The organism is Bacillus sp. FSL L8-0167, assembly GCF_038630295.1.
GTDB classification, from domain to species: Bacteria; Bacillota; Bacilli; order Bacillales; family Bacillaceae; genus Bacillus; species Bacillus safensis.
Genome location: NZ_CP152027.1, coordinates 1,684,191 through 1,702,181, shown reverse-complemented (window position 1 = coordinate 1,702,181; position 17,991 = coordinate 1,684,191). Strand labels below are relative to the sequence as shown.

General features: G+C 37.2%; 23 protein-coding genes and 2 pseudogenes. 4 read left to right on the top strand and 21 right to left on the bottom strand.

Annotated features, from left to right (window positions below):
- Positions 1 to 65: 65 nt before the first annotated feature.
- The 14 genes and pseudogenes from MHB66_RS08635 to MHB66_RS08570 all read right to left on the bottom strand — a co-directional run bounded on the left by MHB66_RS08635 (position 66) and on the right by MHB66_RS08570 (position 9,773).
- On the bottom strand, positions 66 to 851 hold the full coding sequence (locus MHB66_RS08635; protein ID WP_046311096.1) for a hypothetical protein: 786 nt from the start codon (positions 849 to 851) through the stop codon (positions 66 to 68).
- A gap of 224 nt (positions 852 to 1,075) precedes the next feature.
- Positions 1,076 to 1,654: a hypothetical protein gene (locus MHB66_RS08630; protein ID WP_046311094.1), complete on the bottom strand. Its 579-nt coding sequence runs from the start codon at positions 1,652 to 1,654 to the stop codon at positions 1,076 to 1,078.
- 64 nt (positions 1,655 to 1,718) lie between these two features.
- Positions 1,719 to 2,153 (bottom strand): ArpU family phage packaging/lysis transcriptional regulator, encoded by a 435-nt coding sequence (locus MHB66_RS08625; RefSeq protein WP_046311092.1) that lies wholly within the window; start codon positions 2,151 to 2,153, stop codon positions 1,719 to 1,721.
- A 266-nt stretch (positions 2,154 to 2,419) separates the two neighbouring features.
- A complete protein-coding gene (locus tag MHB66_RS08620; protein WP_235362222.1) occupies positions 2,420 to 2,620 on the bottom strand; it encodes an XtrA/YqaO family protein in 201 nt (66 codons plus the stop codon).
- Positions 2,621 to 2,702: 82 nt separating this feature from the next.
- The gene (locus MHB66_RS08615) at positions 2,703 to 3,218 is read right to left on the bottom strand and encodes a putative metallopeptidase (RefSeq protein WP_046311089.1); all 516 of its coding nucleotides are present in this window, start codon (positions 3,216 to 3,218) and stop codon (positions 2,703 to 2,705) included.
- 2 nt (positions 3,219 to 3,220) lie between these two features.
- Positions 3,221 to 3,391, bottom strand: coding sequence for a Fur-regulated basic protein FbpA (gene fbpA / locus MHB66_RS08610; protein WP_078061666.1), 171 nt, complete (start codon positions 3,389 to 3,391; stop codon positions 3,221 to 3,223).
- Positions 3,388 to 3,926 (bottom strand): annotated as a pseudogene (locus MHB66_RS08605) (ERCC4 domain-containing protein). The gene fbpA and the pseudogene MHB66_RS08605 overlap by 4 nt, the downstream one beginning before the upstream one ends.
- A complete protein-coding gene (locus MHB66_RS08600; protein WP_046311087.1) occupies positions 3,923 to 4,360 on the bottom strand; it encodes a hypothetical protein in 438 nt (145 codons plus the stop codon). The pseudogene MHB66_RS08605 and the gene MHB66_RS08600 overlap by 4 nt, the downstream one beginning before the upstream one ends.
- Before the next feature lie 268 nt (positions 4,361 to 4,628).
- Complete coding sequence (locus MHB66_RS08595) at positions 4,629 to 7,061, bottom strand: phage/plasmid primase, P4 family (RefSeq protein ID WP_046311084.1); 2,433 nt, start codon at positions 7,059 to 7,061, stop codon at positions 4,629 to 4,631.
- A gap of 60 nt (positions 7,062 to 7,121) precedes the next feature.
- On the bottom strand, positions 7,122 to 7,559 hold the full coding sequence (locus MHB66_RS08590; protein ID WP_046311082.1) for a DUF669 domain-containing protein: 438 nt from the start codon (positions 7,557 to 7,559) through the stop codon (positions 7,122 to 7,124).
- Positions 7,560 to 7,578: 19 nt separating this feature from the next.
- Entirely contained in the window at positions 7,579 to 7,776 is a 198-nt protein-coding gene (locus MHB66_RS08585) for a hypothetical protein (protein ID WP_046311080.1), read from the bottom strand.
- Positions 7,766 to 8,704: an AAA family ATPase gene (locus tag MHB66_RS08580; RefSeq protein WP_046311078.1), complete on the bottom strand. Its 939-nt coding sequence runs from the start codon at positions 8,702 to 8,704 to the stop codon at positions 7,766 to 7,768. Before MHB66_RS08580 ends, MHB66_RS08585 begins: the two co-directional genes overlap by 11 nt.
- A 3-nt stretch (positions 8,705 to 8,707) precedes the next feature.
- Positions 8,708 to 9,262, bottom strand: a complete 555-nt coding sequence (locus MHB66_RS08575; protein WP_046311076.1) for a host-nuclease inhibitor Gam family protein — start codon at positions 9,260 to 9,262, stop codon at positions 8,708 to 8,710.
- A gap of 232 nt (positions 9,263 to 9,494) precedes the next feature.
- Positions 9,495 to 9,773 carry a YqaH family protein gene (locus tag MHB66_RS08570; protein ID WP_046311074.1) on the bottom strand — a complete coding sequence of 93 codons (279 nt, stop codon included), beginning with the start codon at positions 9,771 to 9,773 and terminating at the stop codon, positions 9,495 to 9,497.
- Positions 9,774 to 9,835: 62 nt separating this feature from the next.
- Between MHB66_RS08570 and MHB66_RS08565 the strand changes: the two genes are divergently transcribed.
- On the top strand, positions 9,836 to 10,213 hold the full coding sequence (locus MHB66_RS08565) for a DUF2513 domain-containing protein (protein ID WP_046311072.1): 378 nt from the start codon (positions 9,836 to 9,838) through the stop codon (positions 10,211 to 10,213).
- Between the two features lie 2 nt (positions 10,214 to 10,215).
- On the opposite strand, the gene MHB66_RS08560 is transcribed toward MHB66_RS08565, so the two are convergent.
- The 4 genes from MHB66_RS08560 to MHB66_RS08545 form a co-directional block, all read right to left on the bottom strand.
- Complete coding sequence (locus tag MHB66_RS08560; RefSeq protein ID WP_046311070.1) at positions 10,216 to 10,455, bottom strand: hypothetical protein; 240 nt, start codon at positions 10,453 to 10,455, stop codon at positions 10,216 to 10,218.
- A 40-nt stretch (positions 10,456 to 10,495) separates the two neighbouring features.
- Positions 10,496 to 10,807 (bottom strand): hypothetical protein, encoded by a 312-nt coding sequence (locus MHB66_RS08555; RefSeq protein WP_046311068.1) that lies wholly within the window; start codon positions 10,805 to 10,807, stop codon positions 10,496 to 10,498.
- Between the two features lie 13 nt (positions 10,808 to 10,820).
- Positions 10,821 to 11,585 (bottom strand): phage antirepressor KilAC domain-containing protein, encoded by a 765-nt coding sequence (locus tag MHB66_RS08550; RefSeq protein WP_052712392.1) that lies wholly within the window; start codon positions 11,583 to 11,585, stop codon positions 10,821 to 10,823.
- Positions 11,586 to 11,700: 115 nt separating this feature from the next.
- Positions 11,701 to 11,919 carry a helix-turn-helix transcriptional regulator gene (locus tag MHB66_RS08545; protein ID WP_046311066.1) on the bottom strand — a complete coding sequence of 73 codons (219 nt, stop codon included), beginning with the start codon at positions 11,917 to 11,919 and terminating at the stop codon, positions 11,701 to 11,703.
- Between the two features lie 126 nt (positions 11,920 to 12,045).
- Here MHB66_RS08545 and MHB66_RS08540 point away from each other — a divergent pair, with 126 nt between their 5' ends.
- The 3 genes and pseudogenes from MHB66_RS08540 to MHB66_RS08530 all read left to right on the top strand — a co-directional run bounded on the left by MHB66_RS08540 (position 12,046) and on the right by MHB66_RS08530 (position 14,699).
- On the top strand, positions 12,046 to 12,435 hold the full coding sequence (locus tag MHB66_RS08540; protein WP_046311065.1) for a helix-turn-helix transcriptional regulator: 390 nt from the start codon (positions 12,046 to 12,048) through the stop codon (positions 12,433 to 12,435).
- Entirely contained in the window at positions 12,416 to 13,516 is a 1,101-nt protein-coding gene (locus MHB66_RS08535) for an ImmA/IrrE family metallo-endopeptidase (RefSeq protein WP_235362220.1), read from the top strand. Before MHB66_RS08540 ends, MHB66_RS08535 begins: the two co-directional genes overlap by 20 nt.
- A gap of 29 nt (positions 13,517 to 13,545) precedes the next feature.
- Positions 13,546 to 14,699: pseudogene (locus MHB66_RS08530) on the top strand (site-specific integrase).
- A gap of 111 nt (positions 14,700 to 14,810) precedes the next feature.
- On the opposite strand, the gene glnA reads toward MHB66_RS08530, so the two are convergent.
- The 3 genes from glnA to MHB66_RS08515 all read right to left on the bottom strand — a co-directional run bounded on the left by glnA (position 14,811) and on the right by MHB66_RS08515 (position 17,988).
- Positions 14,811 to 16,145 carry a type I glutamate--ammonia ligase gene (glnA, locus tag MHB66_RS08525; RefSeq protein ID WP_024427046.1) on the bottom strand — a complete coding sequence of 445 codons (1,335 nt, stop codon included), beginning with the start codon at positions 16,143 to 16,145 and terminating at the stop codon, positions 14,811 to 14,813.
- A gap of 60 nt (positions 16,146 to 16,205) precedes the next feature.
- Positions 16,206 to 16,616: a MerR family transcriptional regulator gene (locus MHB66_RS08520; RefSeq protein WP_034281940.1), complete on the bottom strand. Its 411-nt coding sequence runs from the start codon at positions 16,614 to 16,616 to the stop codon at positions 16,206 to 16,208.
- A gap of 91 nt (positions 16,617 to 16,707) precedes the next feature.
- On the bottom strand, positions 16,708 to 17,988 hold the full coding sequence (locus MHB66_RS08515) for an aminotransferase class I/II-fold pyridoxal phosphate-dependent enzyme (RefSeq protein ID WP_046311061.1): 1,281 nt from the start codon (positions 17,986 to 17,988) through the stop codon (positions 16,708 to 16,710).
- Between the last annotated feature and the right edge of the window lie 3 nt (positions 17,989 to 17,991).

The window sequence follows — 17,991 nt, the reverse complement described above, 5'->3', positions numbered from 1 at the left end:
GGAAAGCGCCATAATACATATATATTAAATTAAACATTGATTAGACATATTTTGAATAAGTTTGGCTAGTTATTGGAACTTGAAGTATTTTCAGTCTCAACCTTTTTTTCTTCAATTTTTTCTAAAATAAGATCATTAAGAAGTTCTTCATAAAGCTCGTTCTTTTTATTAATCCTGTGACCTAGAACTAAGAATTTACTCGCATAAATTAATCCCAGTAAAAGCAAAGTTACTCCATTAGTATAATTAATAAAACTTTTATCAATTGAAGTTGCCCCTTGTGTATAGTCAAGATACTTTATTACGTCCTTATTTAAGATGACAGAAGTCGTTAAACCAAGGATTAAAGTTATTATCGAATTACTAAAGAAATTAAACCTTTTTTTATCTGAACTAACTTTATCAAATATTCTTAATAACTTTAATCTTGCTATATCTTGTTCCTTATCTTTTTCTGCCCAATCATTGATAGATTTCTTTATTTTTTGAATCTCTAATATAATGTCATTGGTTTTCGGCATCTCATGCAAAAAATCATTACTCTTTAAATTCTTTATATATATTGGGTCATTCCTGCTATTTAAATAGAAAACAAAAGTTACAACCCAATAATTAACAGACAAATAAATTAAATTAAATAACAGAAAAATCATAACTTCAAGCACTTCCATCGAAACGTGAAAAAGCAACAAAATTATAGAAACTGAAATTCCCCATATTATCAACTGGATAAGTCTTACGGAAGAATTTTTTGATGGAATAAATATAAAAATCATAGTTTTTTTGATCACCACCACCAAATAAAACATAACCCGCAAAAAATAAAACAATATCTTATTTATATCTATCATTATAATTACCTCCCGGATTTATATCGGAAGGAGACATAACTACTGAAGTAATCGCAAAATTTGTCGAACGAAAAAACGACCTCCTTCGAAAGCCGCCCTATCAATTTATCACATAATACAATATTACAACCCTTTTCCCGTCATGCTGCGCCAACATTACGCCAAAAACACGCCAGTTTTACGCCAATACAAAAAGCACCCTCGAAGGGCGCTTAAATTTCATTTTAATTTTGTTTCGCTGGTACCACTTGTTGAGTTACCTTATTGTAATCCTCTAGACATTCTTCCAATAATATCTTTATGATATAGTTTTTATCTACATCTTTCGTCACACTCTTAGAATGGAATCCCCAGACAATAAAAATTATAAAAAAAGGCAAACTAACGGCTATTACCCCAATTTGAATAATTGATCCGATGTCTATTGCATTTAGGATATCTGAGGCTTCCGTCTTGCTAACTTCTTTAGAATCTAAATACTTACTAAAAACGCTGTTCAAGAATAACATACCACCAGTCAACATCGCCACACCGGCAGAACCTAGGGATGCAATCATCACCAATAAGAAATTATATGGTGGTAGGACGCTAATCGCTTGTGTGTCTTTGGCTACTTCTATATCAACTTTAATTCTTCTCAACATTCTATTTAAATCATCTTTGTTATGATCTAAAATAATTGATTTTTGAAGTTCCTTTTGTCCATCATTAGTTAAGTTATAAAATTTACCATAACGTTTTTTTAAATATTTTATTGTAGATTTAGCTTCGTTATAATTTCTAGTCAATTCTTTCACCCCCATCTTTTATCGACCTCCACTTATAAAATTTTATATTTTGCAGAACTTGTCGAACAAAAAAACACCTCTAAACGGGTGCTTTAAATACAACTTCATTGAGCGCATACGCCAGGTCTAGGAACGTCTTTCCTTTCAAGCGTGTATATGATCTTTCACTCATGCCGATTTCATTATAAACCTGGTAATCGAAAACGGGTTCTTGTTGCATGTAACGTTTTATAACGATCTGTCTCTCGTTATACGGAAGACGATTGACAGCCTTTTGCACTCTCTCAAGATATGCATTTCGTTTTTGCTCCCACTCAATACGTTTTATGGCCGTACTCTCTGTAGAAGAATGAAAAGCATTCGTCGCAGCTGGCGGCACGATACTAAATCCGGCCGTTATTTTAGGCAGCATGTCATCGGGAACTTGAAGAAGATATAAACGATAATTGTCTAGTATACTTTCAACTCTTTTTCTCGTTTCTTTTTTATCTATTTCAGGTGGTTCACCCAACATAAAATACCCTCCCCATTATTTGCTTTTAACGCCCCGCCACGGCTTCTTTTATATGTAGGGCGGTAAATACCCATGAGTTCCTTTATCTCTTCATATGAAAGCTCATGCGTGCGATTTTGGGCACGTTTGTTCTCGGGAACATCAGTTCTTTTTTGGACATAGATTTACACCTCGTTTTCTTCTTTTCTGAATATAAAAAAGGGACACCAACCAAACAGCGCTATGCTGTCATGATCAGTGCCCCCCGGCTTTCCGGTAGAACGGTTTTATTCAAATAGTTCGCCTTCGTTAAAAAGCAATCGAGTCACTTTGTTATTATGAGTGACAATTTTCGTTTCACCATGCGGCGGTAATTGTGTATATTTCAATACGCCACCAGAAAAAACTAAAACGAAAGGCTCCTTTTTGTCTAAATTCTCAATATTTATAATTTTACTTGGAATGTCTTGTAATCTCAAGTCTTTCATTGCCTCCTTAATTCATATTCATAACAGCCATAACGGAAACCGATCCAAACACGATATAAAAGATAAATAGACGATTTCTCATTTACTTCACCCTTGTTATACGGTTTACATCATCAATATTCATTTGGTGATCAGCCTCCCGCACAACTGCCGCGAATGATTCAATACCCGTATCCCAAAGACCATGACGTTCAATGATTTCGGAAAACTCCTCCACATCATGCTCTCGTATTCCCCAGCTGTCAGGATCATCGGCGGGCCCGTACACAGTAATCCAATTCCTCGCATCTTTCGGGTCAGGTTCTTCCGTTTTAGTTCGTGTAAAATGACAAAGTTCATGATCAACCAGGGCGGCACGCTGTTTTTTGTTCATTGCCTTCCAGGCTTCCTTATTTACAAATACGAAAAGCATGTAATCGGTCATATGGCGTTCAAAGGCCGTGCATTTTTTCGCTTTCCCCGCCCATTTGCTGCTGCCTTCTCGAATATAGAACCCAATATGCTCAATCGAATCTTTTAAATGTGGGTGGTGTTCATCAATTAAATTTTTAGCCAGCTGCCGCACCTCGTGTGATTCTTCAAAACCTACAAACGCCATTTTTATTTTCCCCTTTCAATCAATTGTTTTTTGAATATTCCGTCTAATTCATCTAGTGAAAGTTCATACAACTGCCGACCATCAGGCGTTTTAAAATATCCCATTTTAAGCAGCTGCGCTTTGATTTCATCCTTTTTTCGCTCAATATAAAGGGCCTTCATTAATTCATTCACATCAAGCCCCCCTTTAGTAATTCACGGGCCATGTAATGAAAATGATGATAGATATAGTTTCCGGTCGCACTTGGATTAATAAAAACCGTTGAGAAATTGTAACGAACCTCAAATGTTTTCAAGCTACCAAGCAGCGATTTAGGTTCATATTTTGAACGATATTTTCCGTTGAGTATCTTTTGATACCCTTCCAGGTCTTCCACAAGAAGAGTAAAAGGGTTTTTTGATGCACGAATCAATTCATTTTCAAACCTGGAACGGTCCTTAATGGATTGAACAAGCTCATCAACTCCGTTTTTCCTTTCGATAGCTGCGTTTAAATACATATCTCTATTGATCCCATATTCCTCATTTTTGGGAATCATTGCGGAATAGTCGCCCGTCTTCATCCCTTTGAATTTGATGGATACATTCTTTTTGCGGAGATAGTCAAGAACATGTTGATTCTTCTGTTCTCTCGTATCCACAATAATGATCATGCTGCCTAAAATTTTTTTAATTCTGTGTCAGAATAGCTGTAATGAATAATAGTCATGATTTATTCCCCTTAAAATAAGACATGGCCCTCTCATAAATTTCTAATGAGAGTTTGTCCGTTTCCTCACTTTCAAAATTTGAAACGGAAGTGTCAAGGTCTCTCCATCCGTTCTCCCAAAATAAAACGAGCAATTTCATCACCTTCATAACTGATTCATAATCATGATTGAACCAGTCATCTATTTTTTTATTTAAGTCTTGAGCAATGCCCATGTAATAATTAATGATTTTATCTATTGTTTGTTTCACATTATGTTCATGATCCGAGTATTCGCCTTTCAAATATCGAATAATTCGTTTCTTGTATGACTGCACAAATTCCACAAGTTTTTGATAGACGTTTTCAGGATTTTCAATATAAAGATCGTTACCATCGAGAACCAAACGAGCGCCCAACGTTTCTATGTCTGCACAAATTTGTTTCGGGTGCATTTTTCCCACCTCTTTTAAAAAAGGGTTAGTAAAGGGTTAGCGAACTAAAATTTCAGTAACCCTTTAAAAACTCAATCATATCAAGGCTTTCAGCCTTTTTCGGGTTACTGGGTTATCAAAGGTTATCTATTTTTCTATTAAAGTCTATATACTTATATATATATTATTTTTTATTAATTAATTTTCATGTGAGAGGAACATAGAAATTAAGTAACCCTTAATAACCCCTAAAAAATGTAAAACATTAAAAACCCTTATATATCAATGGTTAGAGCTTCTTTCTATTGATTGAAGTAACCTTATTTGGGTTACTTTTTGAAGTAAATTCAGTAACCCTTTCAGTAACCCGACCATCGTCACTCTGTAAGAAACTTCCTCCTGCATACTGAATTAATGTCATTCCATGAATAAATGTCTTATTTTTTGCGCCTTTTCCTTTTTTAAAACCTCGAATTTCTAATTGACGATAAAAGGCGCGGTTTTTTAATTCAACATCATCATTTTCATAACACCAATCTTTGTATTCCTTATAGATTTCTTTTGCCTCGATTTTTGCAGTTGGATGAATAACACATCTTTCAGCAAGAAACGGCCCTAAAATGTCCATGTCTTCTCGATATCCCTCGGTTGCTTTCCTTATGACCTCCGGCTCCTTGAGCCCTTCTTTTTGCCATTTCAAACAACCCTCAACGGCCCATCTTAGAATACCTGGCATTTCTGCAGCTAGTTTCTGCGGCAGCTTCTTATCTACTTTTTCCTTTGGGATCGTAACCGTAAAAGGAACTAATCGAATGCGTCGCCATATACCCTCATCGCTTCCCTTTACAATTGGTTTATGGTTTGTCGTAAAAAACACTTTAAATTCCGGTGTAAACTCAAAATACTCCTGACGCAAGAAACGGGCGGACATCTTTTCGCCTCCGGTGATCTGCTTCACTAATGATTCAGAAAGTTGCTGGCCTTCTTCACTCTCTACAGCCGACACAAAGCGTGCACCATCAAGGCGGGCTATGTCATTATTAATGCTGCTATCATTTTTCTTTTTGATAAATGTATCGCTGTTCGTTTGCCGCCCATAGTCTCCAAGTAGTTGTTGAACAGTATTGATAAATGTAGATTTACCATTACGGCCGTTTCCGAACAGAAAGAACATGACTTGTTCAGACGTATCACCCGTTAATGCATAGCCAATGGCCTTTTGCATAAAATTAATAATTTCATAGTTCGGCTGCCCGTTTTCATCTATGAAAATACTTTCTAAAAATGCTTTCCAGTTTGGACATTCTGCGTTTTTTTGATAAGCCACTGTTGAAATTTTAGTAAAGAGTAAATCTCGATCATGTGGCAATATCTCACCTGTCTTTAAATCAATCACACCATTTTCACAATTAAACAGATATTTATGAGAATCAAGCTCCTCTTTTTTAACGGCAACCATCGGCCGTGTATCTAAAATCGTATTCATACGAATATTGCGGCGCTCGCATTTTTTTGCCCAGTCGTTCAGTTGTTTTTTTTTGTACCCGTCTTCCGTTGCTTTTGCTTCACCATAAATGGCACGCAATGTTTGAGCAGCTAAAGCCTCTATTTTTCGTTTACTGTCTTCTTCCCACATCTTCCCATTCCAAATTAACCATTCAAGCTCATTGCAATACCGGATATTTTTTCCGTGATAATAGACAAGCCTTTCGGCGTTCCCTAGTTCCGTCAAATGAAACACGGGCGGCGTATCTATAATTTCTTCGGTATCCTCAACTTGAGAATTATCAGGATGAGAAATATACACCTCGTACGGCTGATCCTGCTGTTCTTCCATCAAATCAGATATTGTTTTATGAGTAGAATAAACGGCAGCTGCAATAGTCATTTCTCCATATGTAGCACCATCGGATGAATGTTGCCGATCCCACTTTTCCCGATACAATCCCGTTTCACGGAACATCGAATCCATTTTTGAAGTGTCTTTATCGGTCCAAAACGCCAAATGATTACACAGGGCCATATCTGTGGCAGAATGATCCTCGTTTATCAAATGACCATTAAACAAATCTTGAATGCTCTTCCCGTTCTTGCTGTTGAACATCCTTTCCCATATCTCTTTATTAGAAAGATTATTCATATCACGGGATGAAGCAACAGGCGGGCTAGATGTTTTCGTTTCTTCTTTTTTGTCCTTCAAATATTTATTAAAGAGCTCCTTGAGCTTGTCCGATCGTTCTTCAATTGCCCCGATTCCGAGACTGTTACCAGTAAAGGTAAAATAGCGGCCGTGTCGATATACTTCCAATCCAAGTTCGGGGTTTTTTCTTCCTGTGCCCTGTCCCCGTAATGGTATCTTACCTTTGGCAATAATGTGGACACCTTCTCCATTTGGTGAAAATTCGGTATAGCTGCTTACACTATCAACAATTTCTTGAGCGAATGGCGACAAAACCCCGTCCTCGACACAATGATCAATATCTATGCCTATAAACGGATCATCTTTTGAAAACATGAAGCCAATCCCGTCGTAGTCTCGATTATTATAAAATTTTGAAATGGTCGGAAATGTTGACCAGGTTCTTTTATTACTGGATTGTGCCATGCTGCCGTCAATCTGATACGGCACTTTTGTTTTCTTGCCGTCACGTTCTTCGGAACGCCATAATATCCATTGAGGGGCGTTTTTGAGCTCTTGCGGTATGTTCTTAAATTCGTACATGTAATAACTCCCCTTTAAAAACGAGGGAGCTAAACACTCCCTCAATTGTGTTTTCTATGATCAAAAAGGTACATCGTCGTCACTGATATTGATTGGGTCATCATTCGGGGCCGATGCTTCGGACGGCTTAAACGCTTTTACTTCGGGATACTTTTTCCCGTTATGCTCTCTTTCTCCGACAACAAGACGAACTGGTTTATTTAAGAAAGCATTCGCCCATTCAAGATGATCCTTAAATTTCATGCCGTTTGGAAAACCTGCGGCTTTTGATGCCTGGTGGAATCGCCACATAGCGTTTTCTGTAACCGTGAAGTTATCATATAAAATTTTCTGCCCCTGACATGGCTGTTCAACATCTGAACGAATTTCATAATCTACGACAAGTCGCTCATTTCCCGTAGCTGCTGTTTTGGCTTCAAAATTGATAACTGTTGCTTCATATTCTCCTGGTTTAATTGGTTCAAATGAATCGCCTTTGCTGTGATCTACTGTAAACATATTAATTCCTCCAAATTTTTTATTTACCGTTCAGAACGGTTACAAGATTTTGAATTACTTGATCCAATACATACGGATCGATGGTGTCTTCATTTCGCAAATCATAAATTACACTATCTATGCCACTGTTTAATCTATCAATCTCTGAAATTAGCCAGGGTATATCTGATATGCTGGCATGTTCACGAATCGTCTCGAGCTTTGTATCAATTTTCACCTTGATCACCTCCCAAGACGCCGTTTAATCTATCAATTGCAGCGTTAGCAAGTTTGACATTCCATTGATCCAATTTCTGATTGGCTTTAATCTGAAATTCTTCAATCATTTGAGCTGCCTTCTCGTTACCTTCAATCAAAGTTTTAATATGAGTAATTAAGCCGATTCTTTCGGTTTCTTCCTCTGCTTTTACATCAATTCCAAGCTCAAGCCATTTGTAAAGTTTACGGCCAACATCAGGATTTAATTTTAAGGAAGAACCCTCAAACATGCGTGTATTATCCTTAGACGTTTCGGCCATATGATCAATGCTAATTGTGAAATTAAGCATAAATTCATATTCCATTTCATCTTTTTGTACTGGCTTGGTCCCAACCTTACGAGGGGCCATTTTCCCGTTGTTATCGGGCTCGACAACATACTCTGTTTTTGTTCTCATTGTTGCCAGGATATGAACATTATTTTGTGTCAAAGTTTTGATTAGCTTGGTTGTTTCCGGAGCAAGTTTGCCCCAGTTCTGAAAAGAGTTGCCGGACATGCTGCCGTGTGTTTCAACAATTCCACCTTCCCCCTGCCAGTTGTGGGAAAGTGAATCAATTACAACCACCTCGGCCCCTGCGTTCTTAATTGCCTCAACGGCCATTTGATAACGTTCGGTTGTGTAAGGCGGCGTAAAATCAATATGCTTAAAGCTGCCTATACGAATTTCATCAAATTGTAAATTAGCGTATAGTTTCGCTCGACGGTGCTCGGTATCAACAACGCCGATCTTAGACCAAATTTCCTCATCGCTTGCTTTTGGGTATGCTTCCCGCATCATTCCATAAGCTACTAGCAGCGCTCCGGCTGTTTTACCGGAACCACTCGTACCAATAAATCCAACAATTGCTTTTTCCTTTTGACGCTGTGCATCTGTTACTTGAAACATGGCTTATACCTCCACTTTGAAGTTGACTGTTTCCGGTTGCACTTCTACTCCTGGGACAGCTTGTCCATTTAAATCAATTACGATCGGTTTCCCATCAAGCTCAGTGACAGTCAGTGTCTTTTTAAGATCACCCCATGCCACAGACTCTTTTATAAATTCAGTCATGCCAGCATCTTTCACATGATGCAGAAGTTTTTCCTTGTCCACTTCTTTAGGCGATGCTTTGGTTGTCCGGCTTTTAGATTTCCCATAAGGTGTGGAAAGTGTTTTTGCCTTCGGGTCTTCTTGCAACTGCTTTGTATGATAGACGCTAACTAGGTTTTCAAAGAATGAAAGACTGTCACTTAAAGGCTTAAGCTCCTGCCTTTCCCATTCTTCAATACGTTGCTTTTCTGTTACTGCCAGCGCTTTGATTTCCTTTTCTTGCGACTTGAGAGCAGCTATTTTCCGGAAAGCCCAATTAAGGCTGTTCATATCAGTAATTTCAAACTGTGGATGGTCTCCCGGCAGTTCGCCGTTATTAATTTCATTTAGTTCAAAATCCTGTAATGGATTCAAATGAGACACCTTCCTCTAATTGATTTTGTTAAAGGTTCCATTTAAAATGGAACTTGCTTTTGTTTTTTTAAGTCCACATTGCAGTGTGGGCTTTTTTGGTTCTATATATATTTTATTCTTTAAATAATGCATAAAAATAGTTCCTAACTTATGTGGTTTCTGGGGTAAAAATTATGTTTTTTATGGTGAGTCAACCATAAAACAAAAAATTTTTAGGCAAAATTTATATCATTCAATACTTTTTGCGCTTTAAATTTATTTCATCGGTCTCGTTACATTTGAAATCTTTATCTTCAAATTTTGATGCGTGTAGCTGGACTATATGTTCCGACTGCTCAATCCGTTTAAGTTCCTTACAATTCGTAATAACTGATCCAGCTATCTCTATACATCCTTCAAAATCTTGATCTGTTATAGGATCGGTTAGTAACTCATCAACAAGAAAGTGAAGTGATTTAATCAACCTTGCTGCTTTTTCACGGTCAGCTTTTAAAAATTGATTTAGATCCATATTTCTCCTTCTTTCCAATCATTGGTATAATGTTCCTATCTGTTTAGATAGGGGGTGAAACTATGAAACTGAATCATGATTGTGTTAGATTGCTAATGCTTGAATTTGAAGAAAACCTAGGTCTCAATGATGATATCTATTTAAACGATATCAAATCTTCTAAAATCGCAGACAAGTTTGGTCAAGATGAAACAATTTACTGTGTCACTAAACTAATTGAAAATGAATACCTTATAGGTTCTATCCAAAGAGGCGATGGTGAGATATGGGACATTGTTGTTTCTTCAATTTCCTTTTCCGGACATGAATTTTTGGACAACATAAGAGACGATGGTATTTGGAAAGACACTAAGGCGAAAATTTCCCAACTCGCTAGTGTGTCATTACCTACTGTGTCTCAAGTCGCAGCTGCGTTTATTAAGTCTAGAATTGGCCTCTAGGTTTAATTGCTCTGTTCTTCAATGAATAGGGCTAAGTCTTTCAAAAACTTATCGAATTTTTCAACACCTGAATTCCGACTGATAAATAAGAATTCAACACTCAGTGTGCTTTTTAAATTATCAGTTGGACATTCACTAATTCTTTGCTGTTTAATTTGATAACTCGCAATACCAATTCGTCGAAAAAGTTTAGACTCAACCTCTGTTGCCGCAGGGGTTGTTTTATTTAGTTTGTCGCTCATTTCGTCACCTCCTTTTGATCTTCACTTTCCTTCTCTCCCTTTAATTGTTTAGTTTGATTTTTTCAACGACCTCAATATGCTTTTTAATCCAATCAAGCACCATGTCTCGTGGAAACAATATTCTTTCGCCAACTTTAAACTTTGAAAAGTCTGGTCTATTAATCACGTGAACATCAAGTGTTTGAGAACTGACATTAAATATATGTTTAGCTAGCTGAGCTTTACTGATCATGTAAGGAAGTTCATTTTCTTGTTTATGGTCTTCTATAATTGAAGCAGCAACTTCCTGAAGCAAATCATAGAGATTATTTCTAAATGAATCAGAATCTGCTTTCATTGTTAATTCAAACAATTCTTGTTCCCCCTTACGAAGCACGCTCTTCTCGTTCAATTATTGGCAGAATGCTTCTTTTACTTTTTAACGTTTCGTAAATAAACAATCGGCCTTTTTGAGTCCAATAAGTATGCAGTCTGCTTTTTTCTGAATCGATTGCATGTGTCTTACTTTGTGTGTAACCTTTATCAGCGTATTTCTGATATAACAACCAGCTGTTCCCCTGTTTAAATTGAATTCCTAACTCATGCAAAAGTTTGTTCATCTTAGTTCCACTCATTCCGTAGTCTTTTGCTATCTTGCTGATTGAGAGTAAGGATTTATTCTGTAAAACCAAATCATAGTAAGAAGCTTTAGGTTGTAATTCATTTATCATTTGATTTTTCTGTGCGTTTTCTAATAGAAGATTTTCATTCTTTTCTGCCAGATCAGCAGCAAGCCGTAAAGCTTCTGGTAATGACTGAGGAATGTTGGGCTTAAGTTTGTTTTCCATTTCTTCAAACTTCGTTACATAAGCAGCTGTAAACAGAACACCCTTCTCACCGGTCATTTTGTTTGCAACCATGTCACAGCCTTTTCGAGTAAGGAGAAAATTCTTATATTTCTTTCCCGTACCGGCTTTATAGGTGCTCTCCAAGAAAAATTGATCAGCCCCCAATGTTGGGTTTTGACTTATGATCTTCAAATATTGTTCAATATCACGTATTAAATGATCATGCCTTTTACCTGTTACTTCAGCTACCTGACGACTATCCATAAATAATTGATTTCTTCTTTTAACTATATTTAGAATCACTTAAACACCTCTCCTTTTCATAATAAATTTCATAAAATAAGGAAGTTTAAAGCGTTACTTCTCCTTGCGTTATTTTAATTGACGGTTTATAATATTGACATAAGGTGAAGAAAGACTAAATCCGCTCTTCTGCTAGGTCAGGAAAAAGATCTTCAGCAGTTGTGCCAAAATAATTTGCAATCTTGAAAAGAAGTTTTACATCAGGATTACCACGTCCACTTTCAATATTTCGGATATGACTTTCACTAACATTTAAAGCTAAAGAAAGTTGACGTTGAGAGATTTGAAATTGTTTTCTATACTTTCGAAATTGCTCTCTACGACGTGTATTCATTAAATAATCTCCTTTCTGATATTTTTGTGCTTTAAATTGACAACCTCATAATATCAGTCATTTAAAAACACGTCAACCCTAAAAACGTCATTTAAAATGAATTTTATTATTAGGGGGACTAATAAATTGAATCCAGAAGAAAAAAAACGCATGGGTTTGCGTATACGAGAACTAAGAAAAGAAATTAATCTGTCTCAAGAAGCACTTGCAGAAAGATTAGAAATGAAAAGAACTAATATAGCAAATTATGAAGCGGGGAGAGTTGTTCCACCAGGCAACGTTCTTCTAGAATTATCGAAGATTTTTGGCGTTACAACTGATTATTTATTAGGGCGTTCTGACGATCCTAACAGTAAGGTCTCTCTATTAGATGATGACCTATACCAAATACAAAGAGCTAAGAAGAAACTAAAAACTCAATCGGAACGAGACAGAATGGATCGTATGGTTGAAATGATAAAATTATCTTTTGTTGACGCTTTTGAGGAAGATGATGATGAAGAAGATGATTTATAAAGCTAACTACAAAAAAGCAGAAAAAAAGGCTCACGATCTACTCAAAATGTGTGGAGCTAACGAACTACCAATAAAAGTAAAGAGATTAGCTAAAAATTTTGCTAACCTTAAAATAAAGAAATATACATGGTATGCAAAAAAATGGGGTCTTACTATTGATGAAGTTTGTGAAATAGCCAATTCTGAAGAAGGCTGTTGCTGGTATATAAAATCAAAAAAACAGTATATAATTTTATACAATGATACTGTTGAAAATGATGGCCGAAAAAGATGGACAATAGCTCATGAGTTAGGGCATTTCATGTTAAAACACAATGAAATTACCGGAAAAGCAATATTCTCAAGAAGCTCTCTTTCAAGTGAAGAATATGAAGTATTTGAGAAAGAGGCTAATTGTTTTGCTAGAAACTTACTGGCTCCTGCTCCTGTACTAAGAGAGTTAAAACCTTCTAGTCCACACTTCATTTCAGAAATTTGCAACATATCATATGAAGCTTCTATCAATATTTATAACTTTTTACTTGAAGGAGTTAGAATGGGTGTATCCTATTCTAACAGGCACCCTTCCCTAAAAATTTTTAAAGATTATTTATGGAAAAAGAAGAATACATATTGTTGCTCAAATTGCAAAAGTTCTTTTACTAAAGAATCCCCAAACAATTGTCTTATCTGTGGGAACTATGAAATACGGAAAGGAGATTATTTTGATATGATTTATTCAAGTATTGAACTGACAGACTCACATTATGCAAAAAATTGTCCCAAATGTTCTAACGAAAAAGTCATGGGAGAATATTGTCAGGTTTGTGGAATTTACTTAGTTAATAAATGTACAGGCCTAGCTCCAGGAGAAATAGAGTATGGTTACAATCAGCAACGTATTTTTTGGCATTCACATGCTAAAGGGTGTGGTGAATTACTTGAGGGTGATGCACGCTTTTGTACAAGTTGTGGATCTACATCTACTTTTTATGAGGAAGAGATTTTGAAGAAATGGGAAGAAGAAATAAAAAATAACACACAACAAGAAAAATCAATTGAAGAAAGTCAAATAACTTTTCCAGATGAAATACCTTTTTAATAAGCCACAAATTTTATTGGAGGATTATTATGGCTACATTCAGAAAGAGAGGAGACAAGTGGGAATATCGTATTTCCTTTAAGGATCCTTTCACACTCAAATACAAAGTAAAATCAAAAAGTGGTTTTAAAACAAAAAAAGAAGCTCAGCAAGCTGCAACAGAACAAGAAAAGCAAATAGCAGCAGGATTCGAGTTGGACACAAGCACCATGTCACTCGAAAAATTTCTGATCAATTGGCTACATGAATACAAAAAAGACACCGTTAGAAAGAACACATATGAACTCCACGAACGAAACATCATGAATCATATCCTTCCCTACTTCAAAAATATCAAAATTACAGATATTAAGCCGATTATGTATCAAAAATTCTTAAACTATTTAACCAGTCAAGGTTATAGCAAGCGTACTGTGGAAATCATACACGGTACGATGTTTAATGCTTTCAGCAAGGCTGTCATTATAGGTAAACTCACAAAAAACCCTTGTTATGGTGCAACTGTTTCTAATAAAAACAGCAAGAAAAAAACTCTCTCGAATATATGCTTTCTGAGGACATTCCAAAATTTCTTCAGGAAGCATATAAATACAACTATATTTACTATATCTTTTTTAGATCACTCATAGAAACCGGTATGCGTAAAGGTGAAGCTGCCGCTCTACAATGGACAAATATTAATCTAAGAGAAAATTATATAGACATTACTAACACCTTAGATTTCTCTGCAAAATCAGCTGAGGATCTATTTGAAGAAACTAAAACATATGAATCCAAACGAAGAATATTAATTAGCTCTTCCCTTTCCACTGCTTTGCAAAAACATAAGAAGTGGCAATTTGAGAACAAACAAATGTTACAGGATAATTATAAGCATGATCTCAATTTGGTGTTTTGCAGAGTTGACGGAAACTTTCTGCCAAAGTCTACTCTTTTTAATGCTTTTAATCGTATCTTAAAAAGATCTAATATTGATAAAATGCCAATTCATGCTTTACGCCATACACATGCTGTTCTCCTTTTAGAGTCAGGAGCTGACATGAAATACATCCAAGAACGATTAGGTCACAAAAGCATGATGGTGACAGCAGATGTTTATTCACACATTAGTAAGAAACTTGACCAAAATCGAATTAAGGATTACGAGAATTACGTCTCATCAATTGTGGAGTTAAATTCATAACTTCAAATTTTTTTGGTCATATTTTGGTCAAGGACCAAAAATATTGTTTCGTTCATTTTTTGACCAAAATAAAAACCCCCTGAAACCATTGGCTCCAAGGGGTTTTCTTTATTAATACTGAGACATATACTGATCGCGTTCCCATGGGTGTACTTGGGTTCTAAACATATCCCATTCGATTTCTTTTGATTCGATGAAGTGCTCGAATAAGTGATCGCCTAGTGCGTTGATCATGACTTCGTTTGATTTTAGCAGCTCGAGTGCTTCTGCAAGTGTTGCAGGAAGGTCAGAGATGCCGTTTTCAAGGCGCTCTTCTTTGTCCATGACATAGATGTTTCTGTCGATTGGTGCTGGTGCTTCTAGTTTGTTTTTGATTCCGTCTAGACCTGCTGCAAGTAATACGCTTAGTGCAAGGTATGGGTTTGCAGATGGGTCTACGCTGCGCACTTCTACGCGTGTGCTGATGCCGCGTGATGCCGGGATACGGATCAATGGGCTGCGGTTTTGTGCACTCCATGCCACATAGCAAGGTGCTTCATAGCCAGGTACAAGACGCTTGTATGAGTTAACCGTTGGGTTTGTGACTGCGGTAAAGCTTGTTGCGTGCTTGACGATACCTGCGATAAAGTGTCTAGCCGTCTCGCTTAATTGTAAATCTGCTTTTTCATCAAAGAATGCGTTTTTACCATTTTTAAATAATGATAGGTTACAGTGCATTCCAGATCCGTTTACACCGAACAATGGTTTTGGCATGAATGTCGCATGAAGACCATGCTTTCTCGCAATGGTTTTGACAACGAGTTTGAACGTTTGAATGTCGTCACAAGAACGGATTGCGCCTGCATATTTGAAATCAATTTCGTGCTGCCCTGGTGCTACTTCGTGGTGAGATGCTTCAATTTCAAAGCCCATTTCTTCAAGCTCTAGCACGATATCACGGCGGCAGTTTTCGCCTAGATCTGTTGGTGCAAGGTCAAAGTATCCGCCTTTATCATTTAGTTCAAGCGTTGGCTCGCCTTTTTCATCTAATTTAAATAAGAAGAATTCTGGCTCAGGTCCAAGGTTGAAATCACTAAATCCCAGTTCTTCCATTTCCTTCAAGATACGCTTTAAGTTGTTACGCGGGTCTCCATCAAATGGTGTCCCGTCTGGCTTATAAATGTCACAAATAAAGCGTGCAACTTTACCTTTTTCTGCTGTCCAAGGGAAAATAACAAATGTGTTTAGATCTGGGTATAGATACATATCTGATTCTTCGATACGTACAAATCCTTCAATAGATGAACCGTCAAACATACATTTGTTATCGAGAGCTTTTTCTAACTGGCTCACAGGAATCTCAACATTTTTAATCGTTCCGAGAATGTCTGTAAACTGCAGACGGATGTACTTTACGTTTTCCTCATTTACTAATTTTACGATATCTTCTCTTGTGTACTTTGCCATTTCGTAAAACTCCTCCCCTACAAAAGGTAAAATGTGTATAGCAATGCTTTTGCTAATTGGTTAACGGAAGAACCTTGACATATCCCCCTGCCTAAAGGTCGTTCCTTGTTGGAAACGTCCAGCCTGAATGAGTTCCTTCTTCAGTAGCTTCCTGAGTTCATCATCTGTCAAGTTGTGCTTCGCTGTGGTTTTTTCCTCCGTCTTTGTAACAGACGATGGATTTTCTGCCTCAGCTTTGGCAAAAAGCTTTTTGATTCCTGCCATGTTTACACCTTGTTCGATGAGGTTTTTAATTTCTAGTAATTTATCAACATCATGAAAAGAAAATAATCGGCGGTTTCCATCACTTCTTGCTGGAAATACTAAACCATTTTCCTCATAATAGCGAATTTGTCTTGCAGATAATTCTGTTAGCTGCATGACAATCCCAATTGGGAATAAAGGCATTGAGCGGCGAATGTTATCACTCATCTCAACTGTCTCCTCCTCTTTGCTTAAATTTATTATATGTCATGTTATATTATGTGTCAACAAGATGTTAGGAATATTAACATGGATTTTTTTATTGAGCAGGTACTTCAATAAAACCTTGTTCCAATAAGGCATCGACAGCACTGCAAATCGCATTTTTCACATGGGCATACGTGAGTCCGCCTTGAACATAGGCAGTATAAGGCGGTCTGATCGGACCATCGGCTGATAATTCGATACTGGCTCCTTGTACAAATGTGCCCGCTGCCATAATGACATCATCCTCGTAGCCCGGCATATAGCTTGCATGTGGTGTGACGTGACTGTTAATCGGAGAGGCATACTGGATTGCCTGACAGAACGCAATCATTTTTTTAGGATCTCCAAATTCAACTGATTGAATCAAATCCGTTCTTTTCGCATTCCACGCTGGGTTTGTTTGGAATCCGAGCTTCTCAAGAAAACGAGCCGTAAATACTGCGCCTTTTAAGCTTTGAGCCACAACATGCGGCGCCAAGAAAAAGCCTTGATACATTTCCTGGAGCGCATACAGCGATGCACCCGCTTCACTGCCGATGCCTGGAGAAGTCATTCGATAAGAGCAAGCTTCTACCCATTTTTCTTTTCCAACGATGTAGCCGCCTGTTTTGGCAAGGCCTCCGCCTGGGTTTTTAATGAGTGAACCGGCCATGAGGTCAGCTCCGACATGACACGGCTCTTTTAATTCAGTAAATTCACCATAACAGTTATCTACAAACACAATGATTTCTTCATTCATCTCTTTCACAAATGAAATCATTTGCTCAATTTCTTCTATAGTAAAGGATGGTCTTGACGCATAGCCTTTCGAACGCTGAATGCCGATGACTTTTGTTTTAGAGGAAATCGACTCTTTTACTTTCTCATAATCGACGGATCCATCTTGTCGTAAATCAATGGCTTTGTAGTCAATCTGGAAGTCTTTTAATGAGCCTGTCCCTTCTTTCCCGCGAATCCCGACAATTTCTTCTAGCGTATCGTATGGTTTTCCCGTCATATAGATCAATTCATCGCCAGGTCTCAGCACACCAAATAAGGCAATGGAAATTGCGTGTGTACCGGAAATAATTTGCGGACGCACAAGCCCGCTTTCTCCGCCGAAGACATCCGCATAAATCTTTTCTAATGTGTCTCTCCCCATATCATCGTAGCCATATCCAGTCGTCGGATTAAAGTGAGAGTCACTGACTTTGTGCTTTCGATAGCTTTCAAGCACCCGCCACTCATTTTGTTCGCTCTTTTGATCAATTTGCTGATGCACGTGTAAAATCTCTTGTTCTGTTTCTGCTGCTGCTTGTTCTAAAATACTGCCGTGTTTTAATGTGTGAAACATCTT